This is a genomic window from Chloroflexota bacterium (assembly GCA_026710945.1).
Classification (GTDB): Bacteria; Chloroflexota; UBA11872; order VXOZ01; family VXOZ01; genus VXOZ01.
Genome location: JAPOQA010000061.1, coordinates 1 through 16,501, shown reverse-complemented (window position 1 = coordinate 16,501; position 16,501 = coordinate 1). Strand labels below are relative to the sequence as shown.

The 16,501-nt window shown below is 57.3% G+C and carries 30 protein-coding genes and 1 pseudogene; all 31 read right to left on the bottom strand.

The genetic code is table 11. The features are described 5' to 3' along the window. Positions 1-8: 8 nt before the first annotated feature. The 31 genes and pseudogenes from OXE05_12845 to tuf all read right to left on the bottom strand — a co-directional run bounded on the left by OXE05_12845 (position 9) and on the right by tuf (position 16,500). Entirely contained in the window at positions 9-974 is a 966-nt protein-coding gene (locus OXE05_12845) for a DNA-directed RNA polymerase subunit alpha (protein ID MCY4438208.1), read from the bottom strand. Positions 975-1,061: 87 nt separating this feature from the next. Continuing rightward, entirely contained in the window at positions 1,062-1,691 is a 630-nt protein-coding gene (rpsD, locus tag OXE05_12840; protein MCY4438207.1) for a 30S ribosomal protein S4, read from the bottom strand. Positions 1,692-1,718: 27 nt separating this feature from the next. After that, positions 1,719-2,108 carry a 30S ribosomal protein S11 gene (gene rpsK / locus OXE05_12835; GenBank protein ID MCY4438206.1) on the bottom strand — a complete coding sequence of 130 codons (390 nt, stop codon included), beginning with the start codon at positions 2,106-2,108 and terminating at the stop codon, positions 1,719-1,721. 20 nt (positions 2,109-2,128) lie between these two features. Then, complete coding sequence (rpsM, locus tag OXE05_12830; protein MCY4438205.1) at positions 2,129-2,512, bottom strand: 30S ribosomal protein S13; 384 nt, start codon at positions 2,510-2,512, stop codon at positions 2,129-2,131. Positions 2,513-2,564: 52 nt separating this feature from the next. Next, positions 2,565-2,678, bottom strand: coding sequence for a 50S ribosomal protein L36 (rpmJ, locus tag OXE05_12825; GenBank protein MCY4438204.1), 114 nt, complete (start codon positions 2,676-2,678; stop codon positions 2,565-2,567). Positions 2,679-2,683: 5 nt separating this feature from the next. Continuing rightward, positions 2,684-2,908 (bottom strand): translation initiation factor IF-1, encoded by a 225-nt coding sequence (infA, locus tag OXE05_12820; GenBank protein ID MCY4438203.1) that lies wholly within the window; start codon positions 2,906-2,908, stop codon positions 2,684-2,686. Between the two features lie 12 nt (positions 2,909-2,920). Next, a complete protein-coding gene (gene map / locus OXE05_12815) occupies positions 2,921-3,679 on the bottom strand; it encodes a type I methionyl aminopeptidase (GenBank protein MCY4438202.1) in 759 nt (252 codons plus the stop codon). Between the two features lie 9 nt (positions 3,680-3,688). Then, complete coding sequence (locus tag OXE05_12810) at positions 3,689-4,447, bottom strand: adenylate kinase (GenBank protein ID MCY4438201.1); 759 nt, start codon at positions 4,445-4,447, stop codon at positions 3,689-3,691. Then, on the bottom strand, positions 4,447-5,784 hold the full coding sequence (secY, locus tag OXE05_12805; GenBank protein ID MCY4438200.1) for a preprotein translocase subunit SecY: 1,338 nt from the start codon (positions 5,782-5,784) through the stop codon (positions 4,447-4,449). Before secY ends, OXE05_12810 begins: the two co-directional genes overlap by 1 nt. 6 nt (positions 5,785-5,790) lie before the next feature. Beyond that, positions 5,791-6,234, bottom strand: coding sequence for a 50S ribosomal protein L15 (gene rplO, locus OXE05_12800; protein ID MCY4438199.1), 444 nt, complete (start codon positions 6,232-6,234; stop codon positions 5,791-5,793). Positions 6,235-6,307: 73 nt separating this feature from the next. Further along, on the bottom strand, positions 6,308-6,511 hold the full coding sequence (gene rpmD, locus OXE05_12795) for a 50S ribosomal protein L30 (protein MCY4438198.1): 204 nt from the start codon (positions 6,509-6,511) through the stop codon (positions 6,308-6,310). A gap of 115 nt (positions 6,512-6,626) precedes the next feature. Next, a pseudogene (rpsE, locus tag OXE05_12790) lies at positions 6,627-7,091 on the bottom strand (30S ribosomal protein S5). Between the two features lie 21 nt (positions 7,092-7,112). Beyond that, positions 7,113-7,481, bottom strand: coding sequence for a 50S ribosomal protein L18 (rplR, locus tag OXE05_12785; GenBank protein MCY4438197.1), 369 nt, complete (start codon positions 7,479-7,481; stop codon positions 7,113-7,115). Between the two features lie 78 nt (positions 7,482-7,559). Further along, a complete protein-coding gene (rplF, locus tag OXE05_12780; GenBank protein ID MCY4438196.1) occupies positions 7,560-8,111 on the bottom strand; it encodes a 50S ribosomal protein L6 in 552 nt (183 codons plus the stop codon). An 11-nt stretch (positions 8,112-8,122) separates the two neighbouring features. Further along, a complete protein-coding gene (gene rpsH / locus OXE05_12775) occupies positions 8,123-8,524 on the bottom strand; it encodes a 30S ribosomal protein S8 (GenBank protein ID MCY4438195.1) in 402 nt (133 codons plus the stop codon). 24 nt (positions 8,525-8,548) lie between these two features. Further along, a complete protein-coding gene (locus tag OXE05_12770; GenBank protein ID MCY4438194.1) occupies positions 8,549-8,758 on the bottom strand; it encodes a type Z 30S ribosomal protein S14 in 210 nt (69 codons plus the stop codon). A gap of 13 nt (positions 8,759-8,771) precedes the next feature. Continuing rightward, complete coding sequence (gene rplE / locus OXE05_12765; protein ID MCY4438193.1) at positions 8,772-9,341, bottom strand: 50S ribosomal protein L5; 570 nt, start codon at positions 9,339-9,341, stop codon at positions 8,772-8,774. A 9-nt stretch (positions 9,342-9,350) separates the two neighbouring features. Next, positions 9,351-9,671 carry a 50S ribosomal protein L24 gene (gene rplX / locus OXE05_12760; GenBank protein MCY4438192.1) on the bottom strand — a complete coding sequence of 107 codons (321 nt, stop codon included), beginning with the start codon at positions 9,669-9,671 and terminating at the stop codon, positions 9,351-9,353. Between the two features lie 3 nt (positions 9,672-9,674). Next, a complete protein-coding gene (gene rplN, locus OXE05_12755; GenBank protein MCY4438191.1) occupies positions 9,675-10,043 on the bottom strand; it encodes a 50S ribosomal protein L14 in 369 nt (122 codons plus the stop codon). Continuing rightward, positions 10,040-10,357 carry a 30S ribosomal protein S17 gene (gene rpsQ / locus OXE05_12750; protein MCY4438190.1) on the bottom strand — a complete coding sequence of 106 codons (318 nt, stop codon included), beginning with the start codon at positions 10,355-10,357 and terminating at the stop codon, positions 10,040-10,042. The genes rplN and rpsQ overlap by 4 nt, the downstream gene beginning before the upstream one ends. 20 nt (positions 10,358-10,377) lie before the next feature. After that, positions 10,378-10,581: a 50S ribosomal protein L29 gene (gene rpmC, locus OXE05_12745; protein ID MCY4438189.1), complete on the bottom strand. Its 204-nt coding sequence runs from the start codon at positions 10,579-10,581 to the stop codon at positions 10,378-10,380. A 21-nt stretch (positions 10,582-10,602) separates the two neighbouring features. Beyond that, positions 10,603-11,025: a 50S ribosomal protein L16 gene (rplP, locus tag OXE05_12740; protein ID MCY4438188.1), complete on the bottom strand. Its 423-nt coding sequence runs from the start codon at positions 11,023-11,025 to the stop codon at positions 10,603-10,605. A gap of 8 nt (positions 11,026-11,033) precedes the next feature. Further along, complete coding sequence (rpsC, locus tag OXE05_12735) at positions 11,034-11,885, bottom strand: 30S ribosomal protein S3 (protein ID MCY4438187.1); 852 nt, start codon at positions 11,883-11,885, stop codon at positions 11,034-11,036. Continuing rightward, complete coding sequence (gene rplV / locus OXE05_12730; protein MCY4438186.1) at positions 11,875-12,228, bottom strand: 50S ribosomal protein L22; 354 nt, start codon at positions 12,226-12,228, stop codon at positions 11,875-11,877. The genes rpsC and rplV overlap by 11 nt, the downstream gene beginning before the upstream one ends. Positions 12,229-12,246: 18 nt before the next feature. Beyond that, entirely contained in the window at positions 12,247-12,528 is a 282-nt protein-coding gene (gene rpsS / locus OXE05_12725) for a 30S ribosomal protein S19 (protein ID MCY4438185.1), read from the bottom strand. 15 nt (positions 12,529-12,543) lie between these two features. After that, the gene (rplB, locus tag OXE05_12720; GenBank protein MCY4438184.1) at positions 12,544-13,374 is read right to left on the bottom strand and encodes a 50S ribosomal protein L2; all 831 of its coding nucleotides are present in this window, start codon (positions 13,372-13,374) and stop codon (positions 12,544-12,546) included. A 13-nt stretch (positions 13,375-13,387) separates the two neighbouring features. Beyond that, positions 13,388-13,675: a 50S ribosomal protein L23 gene (gene rplW, locus OXE05_12715; GenBank protein MCY4438183.1), complete on the bottom strand. Its 288-nt coding sequence runs from the start codon at positions 13,673-13,675 to the stop codon at positions 13,388-13,390. Next, the gene (rplD, locus tag OXE05_12710) at positions 13,672-14,298 is read right to left on the bottom strand and encodes a 50S ribosomal protein L4 (GenBank protein MCY4438182.1); all 627 of its coding nucleotides are present in this window, start codon (positions 14,296-14,298) and stop codon (positions 13,672-13,674) included. The genes rplW and rplD overlap by 4 nt, the downstream gene beginning before the upstream one ends. A gap of 6 nt (positions 14,299-14,304) precedes the next feature. Continuing rightward, on the bottom strand, positions 14,305-14,970 hold the full coding sequence (gene rplC, locus OXE05_12705) for a 50S ribosomal protein L3 (protein MCY4438181.1): 666 nt from the start codon (positions 14,968-14,970) through the stop codon (positions 14,305-14,307). A 13-nt stretch (positions 14,971-14,983) separates the two neighbouring features. Further along, positions 14,984-15,295, bottom strand: a complete 312-nt coding sequence (gene rpsJ / locus OXE05_12700; protein MCY4438180.1) for a 30S ribosomal protein S10 — start codon at positions 15,293-15,295, stop codon at positions 14,984-14,986. A 2-nt stretch (positions 15,296-15,297) separates the two neighbouring features. After that, a complete protein-coding gene (gene tuf, locus OXE05_12695; GenBank protein MCY4438179.1) occupies positions 15,298-16,500 on the bottom strand; it encodes an elongation factor Tu in 1,203 nt (400 codons plus the stop codon). Position 16,501 lies beyond the last annotated feature (1 nt).

Sequence of the window (16,501 nt, the reverse complement as noted above, 5' to 3'; positions counted from 1 at the left end):
TCTCTTTCTCACACGGGCACCTCCTCTACTTCCTCGGCACTGCCTGTACCGTTTGACTCCGTTAGGAAGAGGTCGCTCTGTGCCAGTCTTTCTTTGACCTCGGACAGCGTCTTTGCGCCCAGCCCCTGAATTTTCAAAAGGTTATCTTCATCCATGGCGAGCAGCTGTTCAACGGTACTGATGCCGCCGCGCCGCAGGGCGTTGTAGGCGCGATTTTGCAGTTGCAAGGATTCAAGCGGCGTCGAAGAAATTGGATCCGGGCGCGCGATGCCAACTTCTATGCGTTGCGCGAGGGGATGGAAGTCGCGGATGAGCGAAAAGTAGTCGCACAGTATCTGTCCGCACTGACCCAGCGCCGTTTCCGGGGTGAGCGTGCCATCAGTCCATACGCGGAGGATGAGTGCGTCCAAGTCAGTCACCTGACCGACGCGGGCGTGCTCTACGCGGTATTCTACCCGCCGTATTGGCGTGAAGATCGCATCTACGGGCACGACACCGATCGGTGTATCTTCCTGTGTATTGGAAAGCGTAAAGCCGATCCCCTGTTCTACCGTCAAGCTCATTTCTAATTCGGCGCTATCGGAATCCAATGTCGCAATCAACTGATCAGGATTAACAATATTGACCTCAGGCGGACACTGGATATCAGATGCTGTCACAATGCCTTCGCGGTTGACGGATAGGTAGAGATCAATAGGAACATCGGCCGAGGATGTCAACCGGATGCGCTTGATGTTCAAAATGATTTGCGTGACATCTTCAGTCACATCGGGAATGTCAGCGAATTCGTGAAGAACTCCCGTAATCCGGATGGACGAGATTGCAGCGCCGGGAAGCGATGAAAGGAGCACCCGTCGCATAGCATTGCCCAACGTGTGGCCATACCCACGTTTTAGCGGCTCAATGCGAAAATGGCCGTAATTCTCTTCACTTTCAATAACTCTGACTTCGGGTTGAACTTCCTGCAGTTCCAATGGGAATTACCTCCCAATACACAGATATGCTCGTAACTTTGCGTTGTGCGGCCCAAAGTGCCGGCGCACTTGAATGGTGCGGCCAACCTATCGCCGTGAGTAGTACTCAACGATCAATTGTTCGTTAAGGTCAGCATCGATCTCTTGGCGTGTCGGCAAGGAAAGCACTTTGCCCTCTAGTTTCTCGCGGTCAAGGGAGAGCCAATTCGGCACTGCTACCGAATCCAGGCGTTCCGCGGCAATCTTGAAGTATTCATTATTGCGGCTACCTGTACTGACGCCGACCACGTCACCTTCTCCAATGAGCGCCGAGGGTATATCGCACTTGCGGCCGTTGAGCGCAAAGTGACCGTGGCACACAATCTGCCGTGCCGCAGCGCGAGACGAAGCGAAGCCAAGTCGATACACGACATTGTCCAGCCGACTCTCGAGCAACTGAAGGAGAGTAGACCCCGTTACACCCGGGCGTGACGTGGCAAGCTCAAAATACTTGCGAAACTGGCGCTCGAATATGCCATACATGCGCCGTGCCTTTTGCTTCTCCCGCAAGCGCAAGCCGTAGTCAGACAGCCTGCGGCGCATTCCTCCGTGCATTCCCGGGGGATTCCTCCGCTTTTCAATTGGGCACTTCGGTGTGAAGCACTTGTCGCCTTTTAGGAATAGCTTTTGCCCTTCCCGGCGGCACAGCCGACACACGGGGCCAACATAACGTGCCATATCCTCTCCTCAGAACTCCTGTACTAACTACACGCGCCTACGCCGGGGCGGGCGTGGGCCGTTGTGCGGAACGGGTGTTACGTCGGTAATGCTCATCACCTGCAACCCACCCGCTTGCAGCGATCGGACCGCAGACTCCCGCCCGGATCCCGGGCCCTTGAGGGAGACTTCCACCTGCCCCATGCCAAAGTCGGCTGCCTTGCGGGCTACTGTTTCCGCTGCAACCTGGGCGGCATACGGCGTGCCCTTGCGGGATCCCTTGAAGCCGGCCGATCCTGAGCTTGCCCAGCACAGGGTGTTCCCGTTCATATCGGTGATTGTAATGAGCGTATTGTTGAACGTGGACTGAACAAACGCCTTACCGCGTGCTACGGTGCGTCTTTCGCGCCTGCGTGGACGTGAGCGTGTTTCCGGCATTACCTATACCCCTACGTAAGCTACTTCTTCATAATTGCCCGCTTGCGGCCGGCGACAGTCTTGGGCCGACCCTTGCGTGTTCGGGCATTTGTCCGCGTGCGTTGACCGTGCGCTGGCAGGCCCCGACGATGGCGCATGCCACGGTAACACCCGATTTCTATGAGCCGCCCGATATTCTGCTGCACTTCGCGGCGGAGATCGCCTTCCACAATGTGGTTTGCGGTGATTACCTCGCGAATGCGGTTAACCTCATCTTCCGTGATATCCTGCACCTTCGTGTCCGGCATCACTTGGGCTTTATCCAGAATCCTGTGTGACGTCGTACGGCCGATGCCGTAGATGTACGTAAGCCCCACCCAGATGTGCTTCTCTCGCGGCAGGTCTACTCCCACAATTCGTGCCATGCTGCTCCTCCTGTGAACGATGCCCGGCCCACTTCGATTTGCAGTATTCCGGTTATCCCTGTCGTTGTTTATGGCGAGGATTCGTGCAAATGATACGGACGACTCTCTTCCGTCGCACCACCTTGCACTGCTCACAGCGCCGCTTGACGGACGCCTGCACCTTCATGCGAACTACCTCCTCCCTCGCCAAGTAATCCTGCCACGGGTCAGATCGTACGGCGACAACTCCACCGTAACGCGATCGCCCGCGCCTACGCGAATAAAGTTAAGTCTTAGCTTACCGGAAAGATGTGCCGTAACTTCATGCCCGTTGTCCAGTTCGACACGAAACACTGCGTTGGGAAGGACATCTTGCACAACGCCCTCGATTTCTATCGTGTCTTTCTTCTTTGGCACCGCGTTCTCCGTCTACGCAACTCTCGTAAGTATTTCCGGTCCGTCATCTGTAATGGCGATAGAATGCTCGTAGTGGGCGGAGAGACTTCCATCCGCGGTCACTGCGGTCCACCCATCGTCGAGCACCTTAACACGCCAATCCCCGACAGACACCATTGGCTCGATGGCAATGGTCATGCCGGGCAGTAATTTGACCCCTGCACCTGCCTCACCAAAGTTTGGCACTTGCGGGGCCTCGTGCATTACTTTTCCGATGCCATGTCCAACAAAGTCTCGAATTACGGCAAGCCCTTGCGCCTCCACCCACGATTGAATGGCGAACCCAATGTCTCCAAGGTGATTGTCCGGCACCGCTGCCGCAATGCCGCGTTGCAGTGCCTCTTTCGTTGCGCTCATCACGCGTTCCGCCTGTGCATTCGCTCGGCCGACCGCGTACGTGACCGCTGCATCGCCGTGCCATCCTTTGTAGATGGCGCCTACGTCGATACTTAGAATGTCGCCTTCATTCAAACAGTACCCGCTTGGGATACCATGCACTACTTGCTCATTTACCGACGCACAAATCGTACAAGGAAAACCGTGATACCCCTTGAAAGACGGCACAGCCCCGCGCTTCTTTATCTCGGCTTCTGCCAGCGCGTCCAACTCTGCCGTTGTTGCGCCGGGCACAGTATGCTCGCCGAGGAGCGCAAGGACTTCTGCTACTATCTTACCCGCTTGGCGCATGAAACGCAACTGCCGCGGGGTCTTTAGCTGTATCGCTCGCGTCATCTGCACCCACTAAACCATCTGTGTACTGCTATTGTCAATACTCGCAACATCGTCTATTACGCTCTCAATCTTCCCAGTTACGTCCCTGATGGGCCCACTGCCGTCTACGCTTCGTAAGAGTTGCCTCTCAGCATAGAAAGCAAGCAATGGTTTGGTCTGGGTGTGGTACATGTCAATCCGCCGGCGCACCGTGTCAGGGCGGTCGTCGACGCGCTGACGGAGAGAAAGACCGTCTACATCGCAGCGGTCGGCAACGCTTGGTGGGTTCTTGACCGTGTGATAGGTGTGGCCTTCCGGACAAATGCGTCGGCCTTGGGCCCTCTCTACGATCTGGTCCGTATCGCTGTCAAGAACAATTGCCACGTCGATTTGTCGGCCGATTTCCGCAAGTGTTGCATCAAGCGCTTCGGCTTGAGCTACGGTCCGGGGAAAGCCGTCCAGCACCATGCCTTTCGCAGAGTTCAGGTTTGCCAGCTCTTCACTGACCATCGCAATGACGAGGTGATCCGGGACATATTCGCCCTTGTCATAATAGACTCTTGCCTGCACACCGAAGGCGGTTTCCCTTTGCATGTGTTGCCGAAAGAGCTCACCCGTGGAGATGTGCCGCAGGCCGAGATTCTTGGCAAGAGCCAGCGCTTGCGTGCCTTTGCCCGCGCCCGGTGGCCCCAGCAGAATGAGGTTCGAGGTCTGTGACGAAGTCTGCATCTCCGACGTCGTCTCCGCCTGCGACGTGGTCTGCGTTTTTGACGAAGTTAATTTCGGCACTAGCGCAAGAACCCTTCATACTGACGCATGAGCAACTGGGCCTCGAGATTCTTCATGGTATCTTGCACGACGCCCACGACGATGAGCATGCCGGTACTGCTCAGAATGAGCGCCTGTACGCCGGTAAGGCCCTGAATGAGGAACGGTGACACCGCGATAAGGCCGAGAAAGAAGGCTCCGGCGAGAGTTATCCGAAAGATGACGCTATTGAGGTATTGGGCCGTCGGCCTGCCGGGCCGTATGCCCGGAATGAATCCGCCGTTCTTTTGCAGGACCTCAGGGATATTCTGTTGCTGAAAGATGATTGCGGTGTAGAAGAATGTAAAGGCAACGACAAGTATGAAGTAGAGAGTCCAGTAGAGGGGAGCCTGTGGATCAAAGGCCCGAATGACAAAGGATGCAACGCTTCGTACCCAGCCGGCGTTTGCCGCCTGGAAGTAGCTGGCCACCGTGCTGGGAAAGATCAGGAAGGAGATGGCAAAGATCAAAGGAATCATGCCTGCGGAATTGATCTTGAGCGGAATGTGGGTCGTTTGCCCACCATATTGGCGCCGCCCGTGCATGCGCTTGGCATAGTGTACGGGGATCCGCCGCTGCGCTTCATACATGACAACGATGCCGACCACAATGAGGATGGCAAGGGCGCCAATGATGAAGAGACTCAGTGTCGCAGTGCCGCCGGTCTGGCCGAATATGGCTTGTCCAATGGTGGTGGGTAACCGTGCAACAATGCCGGCAAAGATAATGAGCGAAATGCCTTGACCGATGCCATTCTCCGTAATGAGTTCGCCCAGCCAAACGAGAAACATGGTTCCTGCGGTCATGCTGATGATGAGGGCGAGGCTGCTGAGAAATGTCGGGCCGTTGAAGAGATTGAAGCCGCGGATGACGCCCATTTGGGTAAAAATCGTCGCCTGTCCGAATGCGGAAAGCACGGCCAGCGGCACGGTTCCTATGCGCATGTATTGATTCATGCGGGCGCGGCCGCTTTCACCCCCTTCCCGCGAAAGAGCCTGGAGTTGGGGAATAACCGGAGTCATGAGCTGCATGATGATGGTCGCGGTAATGTACGGGTACACGCCCATTGCCACGATGGAAAAGTTCGCCAGGGCTCCTCCGGAAAACATGTCGAGCAGACCAAGGAACTGTTGCTGCTGGAAAAGTTCCCTTAGGGCCTGTCGATCGACACCTGGCACGGGGATGTGCGCGGCGAAGCGAAAGACGGTGAGCAGGCCCAACGTAAACAGCAGCTTGCGCCGAATATCGGGAAGCTTGAATGCGTTGTAGGCAGCTTGAATCAGGGACGGAGATTTTTGTGAAGGGGTTGATACAGCCATGCGGCGCTACCCTTCCGTTACAGAGCCGCCAGCTGCCTCAATCTTAGCGCGTGCAGCCTGGGAAAATTTGGGGGCCTGCACGGTAAGTTGATGGGTTATCTCGCCGTCGCCAAGTACCTTGACTTGCGTGGAACGGGCAAGGCCTTGCGCCACCATATCTGCGGGAGAAATGGTAGCTCCGGCCGCGAAGGCACGTGCGAGGTCGCCGACATTGACTGGTTGATAAACGACGCGGAAACGCGCATTGCTGAACCCGCGACGATGGGGCAAGCGCCTGACAAACGGCGTCTGGCCGCCTTCGAACCACGCGGGGATCCCGGCATGGGAACGCGACTTCTGACCCTTAGTGCCGCGCCCGGCGGTTTTGTGTCCGCGTCCGCCATGACCGCGCGCGACGCGCTTGCGCCGTTGATTTGCGCCGGCTGGAGAGCGGAGCGCATGTTTTTCCATGCGAGTCTGGTCCTGTTCTATTCGATTAGAGTTCTACGCAGTTTCCTCGACGACTACGAGGCTTCCTCGACATCTACGAGGCTTCCTCGACGTCTACGAGATGAGCGACTTTCCTGATCATCCCGCGCACGGCCGGTGTCTCGTTATGCTCAACCGTTTGTTCTCGTTTTGTTAGCCCCAGGGCCGCTACCGTCTGCTTCTGGTCCTTCGAAAACCCGATGGGGCTCTTACGCAACGTGACGAGCAGCGTCTTCGACGAAGTCGGCTTAGCCGCCATTATCTTGGTCCCCTTCTTCGGCTTGTTCCACGGCGACGGCTGCGGGGGCGGAAATAGTATCCTCTTCTGCCGGCCGCCGTCGGGGGGTCCTGAGCCTGCCAAGCCGTGAGTATGCCTGATCCGGACTCTGCAGTTGCTCAAGCGCCGTCATCGTTGCCTTCACTACATTGATTGCATTGTTGGAACCGAGCGACTTGGTAAGGATGTCATGCACGCCTGCCGACTCAACGACAGCGCGCACCGGTCCGCCGGCAATCACGCCGGTACCCGGCGCGGCAGGCTTGAGCATGACTCGTGAGGCACCGAATTTCGCGGTGATGTCATGGGGGATGGTGGTACCTGCAAGCGGCACGCGGACGAGCGCTTTGCGTGCTTTCTCTCCACCTTTGCGGATTGCTTCCGCTACTTCACGTGCCTTGCCAATGCCGATTCCAACGTGCCCGGCGCCGTCGCCAACCACGACCACGGCGTTAAAGCTAAAGGTACGTCCGCCACGCACAACCTTTGCGACCCGGTTGACGTTCACGAGACGTTCTTCAAGATTCAACGACGCTGCATCGATGGAAACGCTCTCTGGCATAGTATTCCTTGCCTCGCTCAATTAGAACTTTAGTCCTGCTTCTCGGGCCGCTTCCGCAAGGGCACGTACCCGGCCATGGTAACGATATCCTCCACGATCGAAGACTACCGTTTCTATGCCTTGGTCCCGTGCTCGTTCAGCCACCACACGGCCGACCTCAGCGGCCTGCGCTCGTTTGGCCTGTTTCGCTTCAAGCGCCTCGCGCACCGCGGGATCAAGCGTGGAAGCCGCCACAAGCGTGTGATGGGAAGTATCGTCGATCACCTGGGCATAGATGTGCTGGTTACTGCGAAAGACATTTAGACGCGGGCGATTTGCCACACCGCTTATCTTGGCGCGAATCCTGCGCTGCCGTCGCGCCCGCGCGCCCAGTGATTTTCTTCCTCGCATCAACCGCATAGCGAATTCCTAGTCAAATGTTCTTGCAAAACGTACCGCATGCTCTCAGCCGCCCCAGTTTGGCTGCCGTTATTCGCCAGCGCCCACCTTGCCGGCCTTACCGGCTTTGCGGCGCACGTACTCACCGCGATAGCGAATGCCTTTACCGAGGTAGACTTCCACGGGCCGCGCAGCGCGGATATTCGCTGCAACCTGCCCGACCAGATTCTTGTCAATGCCTTCAATGTGTATTGTGGTAGGGTTTTCGACCTCAAGGCTTATACCTTGCGGCGGCGAGTACTCATCTGGGTGTGAATGGCCGAGTTGCATTACTAGCTTGCGGCCCGCAAGTTGGGCGCGATAGCCGGTGCCGTGCAACTCAAGCGTCTTTCGATAACCCTGCGTGACACCTTGCACCATATTCGCAATGAGCGCGCGAACCAGGCCGTGCAGCGCGCGCACTTCGCGGCTTTCCGTCGATCGTTCGACAAGAACCGAGCCATTGTCAACCTTCACGTTGATCGATGGCGCAGCCTCTAGCTGCAATTCGCCTTTAGGTCCCTTTACGTGGACGTCGGACGCACGCACGTTGACGTCTACGCCGCTTGGGATAGGGATTGGTTGTTGGCCAACACGAGACATTGAGTCCTACCTTACCAGACGTAACAGAGGACTTCCCCGCCAATTTTGCGCTGCCAGGCCTCCCGCCCGGTCATTACGCCTGAGGAAGTCGATAGAATTACGGTGCCGATGCCGCCCATCACACGTGGGATTTCATCCTTACTTGCGTATACGCGAAGACCGGGCTTGCTTACCCGCCGCAACCCAAGCAACACGGGCGCACGTTCGTCAGTATACTTGAGACTCACCTTGAGCATGGCCTGTGGATGCTGTTGGTCCACAACCTCAAACTGACCTATATACCCTTCTTTTTCAAGGATGGCAAGGATTGCAGACTTCATCTTGGATGCCGGAATAGTAACGTGGGTATGCCGCGCCTGTATGGCGTTGCGGATCCGCGTAAGCATGTCGGCAATGGGATCGGTCATGGTCATGGTAAGGTTTCTCTCGCCTGTGTATTACCAGCTTGACTTCGTGACACCAGGCAGCAAGCCCTGTAGCGCTGCTCCCCGGAAGCAGATACGGCAGAGCCCGAACTTGCGCATGAAGGCTCGAGGACGACCGCACTGATAGCAGCGGTTCCGAAATTTCACTGGATATTTCATACGGCCTTGTTCCAGCAACATTCGCTGTTTACGCCACTTGGCTATTTTGGACTGCTTCGCCACGGGACTGCGTCTCCTAGCTCGCTAATTGGCTGGCTTCCTGGGCTAGCGGCATGCCGAGTGCCCCTAGTAGGAAGCGAGATTCCTCGTCGGTCTGCGCTGATGTGACAATGGTTATTTCCAACCCGCGGACACGGTCGACTTTGTCGTAGTCAATCTCCGGGAACACAAGCTGTTCGCGGAGGCCAACTGAGTAGTTGCCCCGGCCGTCGAATGCGTTGGGCGACACTCCTCGAAAGTCGCGGATTCGCGGAAAGACGATATTGAAGAGCTTCTCGAGAAAGTGGTACATCCTGGTACGGCGTAAGGTAACTTTCGCGCCAATTGCTTGGTCTTCCCGCAGCTTAAAGTTGGCAATGCTCTTCTTCGACCGCGTCACAATGGGCTTTTGGCCGGCTATCGTCGTAAGATCCCCTACGGCACTATCCAAAGCGCGGGCATCCAGCAAGGCTTCACCGAGCCCAATGTTAATCACTACCTTAGTAATCTTCGGCACCTGCATAATGCAGTCATAGTCGAACTCTTTGACCATTGCCGGTCGCACTTCACCTTCGTAAAGCTGCTGCATCTGCGCTTTTTCCGACATGGATAGTCCTTACTCTTGGCCAATGATCTCTTGGCAATGCTTACACAAGCGCCCCTTGCTGCCGTCGTCGAGGATGCGATAGCCAACGCGCGTTGCCTGGTCGCAATGCGGGCACACAACCATCAAATTCGATTCTGCCAATGGAGCCGGCATCTCGATGATGCCTCCCGGTTGCATTGGCGGCATCGGCCGCTGGTGGCGTTTGACGATATTGACGCCCTCTACCACAACGGCATGGTCCGCATTGATTACCCGCATCACGCGGCCTCGCTTGCCGCGGTCCTTGCCGGCGGTAACTTCCACCTGATCGCCAGAGTGAATTCGCTGCATGATCTAGAGGACCTCCGGCGCTTGGGAGATGATGCGCATGAAGCCCATCTCTCGCAATTCTCTGGCGACGGGCCCAAAGATACGCGTGCCCCGGGGCATGTTTTGGGGGCCCAAGAGCACGGCGGCATTGTCGTCAAACCGAATGCTCGATCCATCGGTACGCCGATACTCCTTTGCCGTACGCACAATGAGCGCGCGCACAACTTCGCCTTCGCGCACTTGGCTGAGGGGCACTGCTTCCTTCACGGAAGCCACGACAATACTCCCAATGCCGCCATATTTGCGCCGCGAACCGCCCAAGACGCGGATACACATAATCTCGCGGGCGCCGGAGTTGTCGGCCACTCGAAGCCTTGATGTTGTTCGGATCATTTCACTGCCTCTGCGAGAACGTCTGCAGGCTCCGCCAACGGCACCTGCTCGCCTCTATCGAGCACTTCTACTACCCGCCAGTGCTTACGTTTAGAGAGAGGTCGTGTTTCCTCGATGAGCACGCGATCACCAATGTGGACATCATTCTGAGGACTGTGCGCGTGGTACTTCTTGGTACTGCGCACGGTCTTCTTATACAACGGATGTCGGCGCACGCGCATCACTGCGACGACGACGGACTTGTCCATCTTGTCGCTGACGACGATCCCTTTGCGTTGTTTCCGGCGACCGGTTGATTTCGACGCTTCTGTCATTTCTTTATCTCTGCTCTCAATTAGCTGGTGATGCCGAGCGCTTTCTCATGCAAGATAGTCTTAATGCGCGCAATTTCGCTAAATAGGATGCCAAATCGAGCTGGGTTTTCCATTTGCACGGTCGCCTGCTGCGAGCGCAAGCTGAAGAGTTCTTCTTGTGCCTCTTCCAGCCGCTCTTGCAGGTCTTCCGCACTCAGTGCGCGCAATTCTGCTGGTTTCGTCATCCGTAACGTTCTCGTTTCCTACTATATGATCTCTGGGGTTTCCCGTGATATGAAGCGCGTCTTCACGGACAGCTTATGCGCGGCCCGCAACATGGCTTCCTGTGCTACATCTTCCGGCACTCCGGTGAGTTCAAAGAGAATGCGGCCGGGCTTTACAATAGCTACCCACTCTTCCGGCGGTCCTTTGCCGCCCCCCATTCGTACCTCAACCGGCTTCTTGCTCAGTCCCTTGTCGGGGAATATGCGAATCCACATTTGCCCGCCGCGGCGGATATGGTGCGTAACCGCACGTCGCGCTGCTTCGATTTGACGATTGTCAACCCAGCCTCCTTCAAGCGCCTGAAGAGCGAAATCGCCAAAAGCGAGCGTGGATCCTCGAAATGCCTTGCCGCGGCGGTGACCGCGATGCATTTTTCGGTGTTTTGTTCGTTTAGGCATCAACATGGTTGGCTTTACTCGCTCGCTCCATTAGCACTGGCATTCCGGTCATTTGGAGAGCGCCGCTGTCGGTTACCCTGATCGCCGCCTCTGTCCGAAGAGCGGTCCGAAACGCGCCGCGGGCGCCGTCGTCGTCGTCGGGGCGGCGGCGATGGGGTCTCTTCCGGTGTGGCTGCTTCCTGCCGAGCATAGAATTCCTCTGGAGTTAGGTCCCCAGTATAGATCCACACCTTCACACCCAGAATTCCGTAGGTTGTTGCAGCTTGCGTAAAGCCGTAGTCAATGTTGGCTCGCAGCGTCTGCAGCGGCACCGTTCCCCGAATTTCCTTTTCGCTCCGTGACATTTCAGCGCCGCCAAGGCGACCGCCAACCATTAGCTTTACCCCGATTGCTCCGGATCGCACCACGCGATCGGCAGCCATTTTGATTGCTCGGCGGGGCGAAACGCGCCGCTGTAACTGTTCGGCTACTGCCTGGGCTACGAGGAATGCATTGGTCTCCGGCTGTCTTATTTCGATTATGTTCGTGCGAACGTTCTTGCCCGTGAGCTCGCGCAGGTCCTTGCGTAACTGCGCTTGAGCGGCCCCGCCGCGCCCAATGACAATTCCTGGCCGCGCTGTATGGATATCTACCTTGATGGTAGTTCCGGCTCGCTCTATATCGACCTGCGAAATACCGGCTCCCATGCTCGAGCGCCTACCGCTCGTGGCGACTGCACGTGGCTGGTCGAACTGCGCAAGGACCATCTTGCGAATTCGGGTATCCTCTTCGACCAGTGATGCATACTCTTTACCGGCATACCACCGGCTGCTCCACGTGCGGTTGAAGCCCAAGCGGAATCCGACTGGGTGAACTTTACGCCCCACTGCTCACGTTCTCCTCGTTTTCCACGATTACGGTTACGTGGCTTGTGCGCCGCTTCAAGAGGCCCCATTGGCCTCGTGACTTTGGATCGATTCGCTTGAATGCCGGGCCCTTGTCTACGAGTACGTTTGCAACCGTCAATCCAGACGGATCCAAGTTATGGGTATTTTCCGCGTTTGCGACGGCGGAGCGCACGACCTTCGCGAGCGTGCGCGCGGTTGGACTTGGCAAGAAACGCAAGATCGCCAGTGCTTCTCCAGCAGGCCTGCCAGTCACCGTAGCGGCGACGCGCCGTGCTTTGCGTGGCGACACGCGCAGATATTTTGCCGTTGCTCGTACTTGCATCCGTACTGTCCTCAGCTCCTAGCGAATTTGGGTCGCCCGATCTTCGCGCGAATGGCCGCGAAAGTGCCGGGTCGGCGCAAATTCACCCAATTTGTGTCCTACCATGTTCTCAGTAATGTAGACCGGCACGTGCCGTCTGCCGTCATGTACGGCGATTGTGTGCCCGACCATATCGGGAAAGATCGTAGACGCTCGCGACCATGTGCGCAGCACGCGCTTTTGACCGCTATCGTTCATGGTCTGAATCCGTTTCAGCAGTTTTGGCTCGACAAAAGGTCCTTTTTTTAGCGACCGCGACATACTGCGAAACTCCCTCTAGCGTGAACTTCGACGTCGTAAAATAAACTTGTCCGAAGGCTTGCGCTTGCGTGTACGCAGGCCAAGCGCAGGTTTCCCCCACGGAGTCTTCGGTCCCGGCATGCCGATGGGCGCTTTGCCCTCGCCGCCGCCGTGAGGATGGTCCGATGGGTTCATGGCAGAACCACGAACAGTGGGACGGCGACCTCGCCAGCGTGCCCGTCCCGCCTTGCCGGTAGTGGTACTCATATGGTCGACATTGCTTGCCTGACCGACGGTCGCCGTGCACGACAAGTGCACGCGCCGTATCTCTCCTGATGGCATTCTGATGACGGCAAAATCGCTTTCTTTCGTCATGAGCTGTACAGACGAACCGGCACTGCGCGCAAGCTGTCCCCCGCGACCGGCTCGAAGTTCCACGTTGTACACTGCCGTACCTGCCGGAATGCTCCCCAGCGGCAGACTGTTACCGGGACGAATTGGCGCATCAGGCCCCGCTACGATCGTGTCGCCGACATTCATCCTGGCCGCGGCAAGTATGTAGCGCTTCTCTCCGTCATGATACGCGATCAAGGCAATTCGAGCGCTTCGATTCGGGTCATATTCAATTGCCTTTACAGTGCCAGGAATCCCTATCTTATCACGTTTGAAGTCGATTGTTCTATACCGTCGCTTGTGGCCGCCGCCGCGATGGCGAACCGTTAGCTTCCCGGAAACATTGCGTCCGGCCTTTTGCTTCTTGCCTTTCGTAAGTTGCCGTTCCGGTTTCGTCTTGGTGATGTCATCGTTTGCTACCGCAGTCATGCCGCGCCGGCCGGCGGAGGTGGGCTTATATGATTTTACTGGCATTGCCTATCCTCCCTTAGACGCCGCTGAAGAGGTCAATAGTCTGACCCTGCTGCAATGTCACAATCGCCTTACGCCAACGCGGTGTCCGGTAACGGTGCCTGCCAAACCGCTTCTCCTTACCTGGAACGTTCACGACGTTGACGGCTAACACCGTCACGTCAAATGTCTGTTCAACCGCTCGGCGCACGTCGATCTTGGTGGAATCGAGTGCCACGGCAAAGAGATATTTGTTCTGGTCCGCAAGCAACGTGCCCTTCTCGGTAATGAGCGGCCTAATGAGAATCTCTTGAGCAGTCTTCATGATTGTCCCCAGAGTACTTCGCACGCGGCGACGGCATCGGTATCGAAGATAAGGTGGTCAAATACCACCACGTCCCGTACGCTCAGTGTGTTCGGCGTTGCAACTTCAACGCCGGGCACATTGCGTATGGAGAGAAGGAGCTCTTCCGTTGGCGCCTCCGTCACGTAGAGAGCGCTGGAATCAACGCGCAACACATCCAAGAACGCAACCTGGTCTTTCGTGCTTATCTTCTCATTCCGAAATTCAGCGACTACGATTAGTCGGTTGAGTTGCGCTTTAGATGACAGAGCAGAAAACATTGCCTTGCGCCACATCTTTCGCGGCATTGCAAGATGATAGTCACGTGGGTGCGGGCCAAAAGTTACGCCGCCTGTGCGCCAGATCGGCGATCGCCGGCTGCCGTGCCGAGCCCTGCCCGTGTGCTTTTGACGCCAGGGCTTGCGGCCGCCTCCCCGCACTTCGCTGCGGGTCTTCGTGCTAGCAGAGCCAAGCCGCTGCCCGGCCTCATCTCGGACGACCGCTTGATGCACGAGGGCCTGCTGCGGCGCTACCCCGAAGATTGCATCCGGGAGTGTCGTCTCTCCGGCCGGTTTACCTTGATTATCGAGAATCTGTACGTCCACTGCGTTTTACTCGCTTGCTTGAGGGGTTCCGGGAGACTTCACTGCCGGACGAACCGTAACGAGGCTACCCGGTCCACCAGGAATCGCACCCTTTATCAGCAAAATGTCTTGATCCGCTACAATTCTGATGACCTCTAAGTTCTGTACCGTTACGAGGTCCTGCCCCATCCGCCCGGCCATCTTCTGGCCTTTCCACACCCGGCCCGGGGTCGTGCCCATCCCAACGGCGCCTGGAGCGCGCCAACGATCGGACTGGCCGTGCGTCTTTTGTTGCCCGCTGAAATTGTGCCTGCGCATTACGCCGGCGAACCCTTTACCCTTTGAAACGCCGGAGACGTCCACAGTCTGACCCTCGGCGAACAGTTCAACATCGAGCGTTTGCCCAGCTTCATACGCGCTGGGGTCTGCAACCCGAAACTCGTGGAGATCGCGCGGGACAGACGCATCGTCGCCCAGGTGCTTTTCGACGTGGCCGCGGGCAGGGCGTGAAATCTTCTTCAGTCTCTCACCAAAGCCGATCTGAACGGCACTGTAGCCATCCGCTCCCGCAGCAGTCTTGACTTGCACGACCGTACAAGGGCCAGCTTGCACCGCCGTAACCGGCACCGCAGCGCCTTCGCTGTCGAATACTTGCGTCATTCCAATTTTCTTACCGATCAGACCGATTGACATACCGAGCAAACCTCTACATTGACTTCATTTCAATGTCTACACCTGCCGGCAATTCTAACCGCAGCAGGGCATCCATCGTTTTTGCATTCGGCTCTAGCACGTCTATGAGACGCTTATGCGTGCGTATTTCAAATTGTTCGCGTGAATCCTTGTCAATGAACGCGGACCGGATGACCGTGAACTTGTTTATCTCGGTTGGCAGAGGGATAGGCCCCGCAATTCTGGCGCCGGTTCCCTGAGCCGCGCTCACGATCTGTCCCGCTGATTGATCGAGGACCTTGTGGTCGAAAGCCTTGAGTCGAATGCGGATGGTTTGCTGCGCCATGGCTACTCCAGGATGTTGGTAACGACGCCGGCGCCGACGGTACGGCCGCCCTCGCGGATAGCGAAGCGGACGCCTTCTTCGAGGGCGACGGGGTTGATGAGGTGGATAGTCATGGTGATATTATCGCCTGGCATAACCATTTCCACGCCTTCGGGGAGGGCAATCGCGCCGGTGACGTCGGTGGTACGGACGTAGAACTGGGGGCGATAGCCTGGGAAGAAGGGGGTATGCCTGCCGCCCTCATCGCGACCGAGGACGTAGACCTCGGCCTCGAAGCGGGTGTGCGGGGTAATGGACTTGGGAGCGGCGAGGACCTGGCCGCGTTCGACGTTATCTTTTTCGATACCGCGCAGGAGGCAGCCGACGTTGTCGCCGGCCTCACCGGAGTCCAGGATCTTGCGGAACATTTCGACGCCGGTGACGACGCAGGTCTGGATATCGCGCTGGATGCCGACGATTTCGATTTCCTCACCGGTTTTGACCTGACCGCGCTCGATGCGGCCGGTGACGACGGTACCGCGGCCCTTGATGTTGAAGACGTCTTCGATGGGCATCAAGAAGGGCTGGTCGATAGCGCGGGTAGGGGTGGGGATGTACTCGTCGACGGCCGCCATGAGTTCGAGGATGGAGGCATACGCCTCATCGCTGGCATCCTCGCTCTCGCTTTCCAAAGCTTGCAGCGCGCTGCCGCGGATGATGGGGATATCGTCGCCGGGGAATTCGTACTTATCGAGCAGTTCCCGCACCTCGAGCTCCACGAGTTCCAGGAGTTCCTCATCGTCGAGCATGTCGCACTTATTGAGATAGACGACCATCGCCGGGACCTCGACCTGGCGGGCCAAGAGGACGTGCTCGCGGGTCTGGGGCATGGGGCCGTCGGGAGCGGAGACGACGAGGATCGCGCCATCCATCTGGGCGGCGCCGGTGATCATGTTCTTGATGTAGTCGGCATGGCCGGGACAGTCGACGTGGGCGTAATGCCGGTTATCGGTCTGGTACTCGACGTGAGCAATGGCGATCGTGATACCGCGCTCGCGTTCTTCGGGAGCGTTATCAATGCTATCGAAAGGGGAAAAGTCGGCGCCGCCCTGCAGCGAAAGCACCTTGGTGATCGCAGCAGTGAGCGTGGTCTTGCCATGATCGATATGGCCGATCGTGCCAATATTCACGTGCGGCTTCGTTCGTTCAAATCGCTCCTTCGCCATC

Coding starts and splice junctions, on each gene's coding strand:
- rpmD (MCY4438198.1), bottom strand. CDS start 6,511: ATGGCGGCTAAGCCGACTTCGTCGAAGACGCTGCTCGTCACGTTGCGT.
- map (MCY4438202.1), bottom strand. CDS start 3,679: ATGACGCGAGCGATACAGCTAAAGACCCCGCGGCAGTTGCGTTTCATG.
- tuf (MCY4438179.1), bottom strand. CDS start 16,500: ATGGCGAAGGAGCGATTTGAACGAACGAAGCCGCACGTGAATATTGGC.
- rplO (MCY4438199.1), bottom strand. CDS start 6,234: ATGGAAAAACATGCGCTCCGCTCTCCAGCCGGCGCAAATCAACGGCGC.
- rpmC (MCY4438189.1), bottom strand. CDS start 10,581: ATGACGAAACCAGCAGAATTGCGCGCACTGAGTGCGGAAGACCTGCAA.
- rplN (MCY4438191.1), bottom strand. CDS start 10,043: ATGATCCGAACAACATCAAGGCTTCGAGTGGCCGACAACTCCGGCGCC.
- rplW (MCY4438183.1), bottom strand. CDS start 13,675: ATGAAGACTGCTCAAGAGATTCTCATTAGGCCGCTCATTACCGAGAAG.
- secY (MCY4438200.1), bottom strand. CDS start 5,784: ATGGCTGTATCAACCCCTTCACAAAAATCTCCGTCCCTGATTCAAGCT.
- rpsK (MCY4438206.1), bottom strand. CDS start 2,108: ATGCCGGAAACACGCTCACGTCCACGCAGGCGCGAAAGACGCACCGTA.
- rpsS (MCY4438185.1), bottom strand. CDS start 12,528: ATGTCGCGGTCGCTAAAAAAAGGACCTTTTGTCGAGCCAAAACTGCTG.
- rpsD (MCY4438207.1), bottom strand. CDS start 1,691: ATGGCACGTTATGTTGGCCCCGTGTGTCGGCTGTGCCGCCGGGAAGGG.
- rpsM (MCY4438205.1), bottom strand. CDS start 2,512: ATGGCACGAATTGTGGGAGTAGACCTGCCGCGAGAGAAGCACATCTGG.
- rplV (MCY4438186.1), bottom strand. CDS start 12,228: ATGCAAGTACGAGCAACGGCAAAATATCTGCGCGTGTCGCCACGCAAA.
- rplX (MCY4438192.1), bottom strand. CDS start 9,671: ATGCAGCGAATTCACTCTGGCGATCAGGTGGAAGTTACCGCCGGCAAG.
- rpsQ (MCY4438190.1), bottom strand. CDS start 10,357: ATGACAGAAGCGTCGAAATCAACCGGTCGCCGGAAACAACGCAAAGGG.
- rplB (MCY4438184.1), bottom strand. CDS start 13,374: ATGCCAGTAAAATCATATAAGCCCACCTCCGCCGGCCGGCGCGGCATG.
- rpsJ (MCY4438180.1), bottom strand. CDS start 15,295: ATGGCGCAGCAAACCATCCGCATTCGACTCAAGGCTTTCGACCACAAG.
- rplE (MCY4438193.1), bottom strand. CDS start 9,341: ATGTCGGAAAAAGCGCAGATGCAGCAGCTTTACGAAGGTGAAGTGCGA.
- rplF (MCY4438196.1), bottom strand. CDS start 8,111: ATGTCTCGTGTTGGCCAACAACCAATCCCTATCCCAAGCGGCGTAGAC.
- rplR (MCY4438197.1), bottom strand. CDS start 7,481: ATGCGAGGAAGAAAATCACTGGGCGCGCGGGCGCGACGGCAGCGCAGG.
- rplP (MCY4438188.1), bottom strand. CDS start 11,025: ATGTTGATGCCTAAACGAACAAAACACCGAAAAATGCATCGCGGTCAC.
- rplC (MCY4438181.1), bottom strand. CDS start 14,970: ATGTCAATCGGTCTGATCGGTAAGAAAATTGGAATGACGCAAGTATTC.
- rpsH (MCY4438195.1), bottom strand. CDS start 8,524: ATGACCATGACCGATCCCATTGCCGACATGCTTACGCGGATCCGCAAC.
- rpmJ (MCY4438204.1), bottom strand. CDS start 2,678: ATGAAGGTGCAGGCGTCCGTCAAGCGGCGCTGTGAGCAGTGCAAGGTG.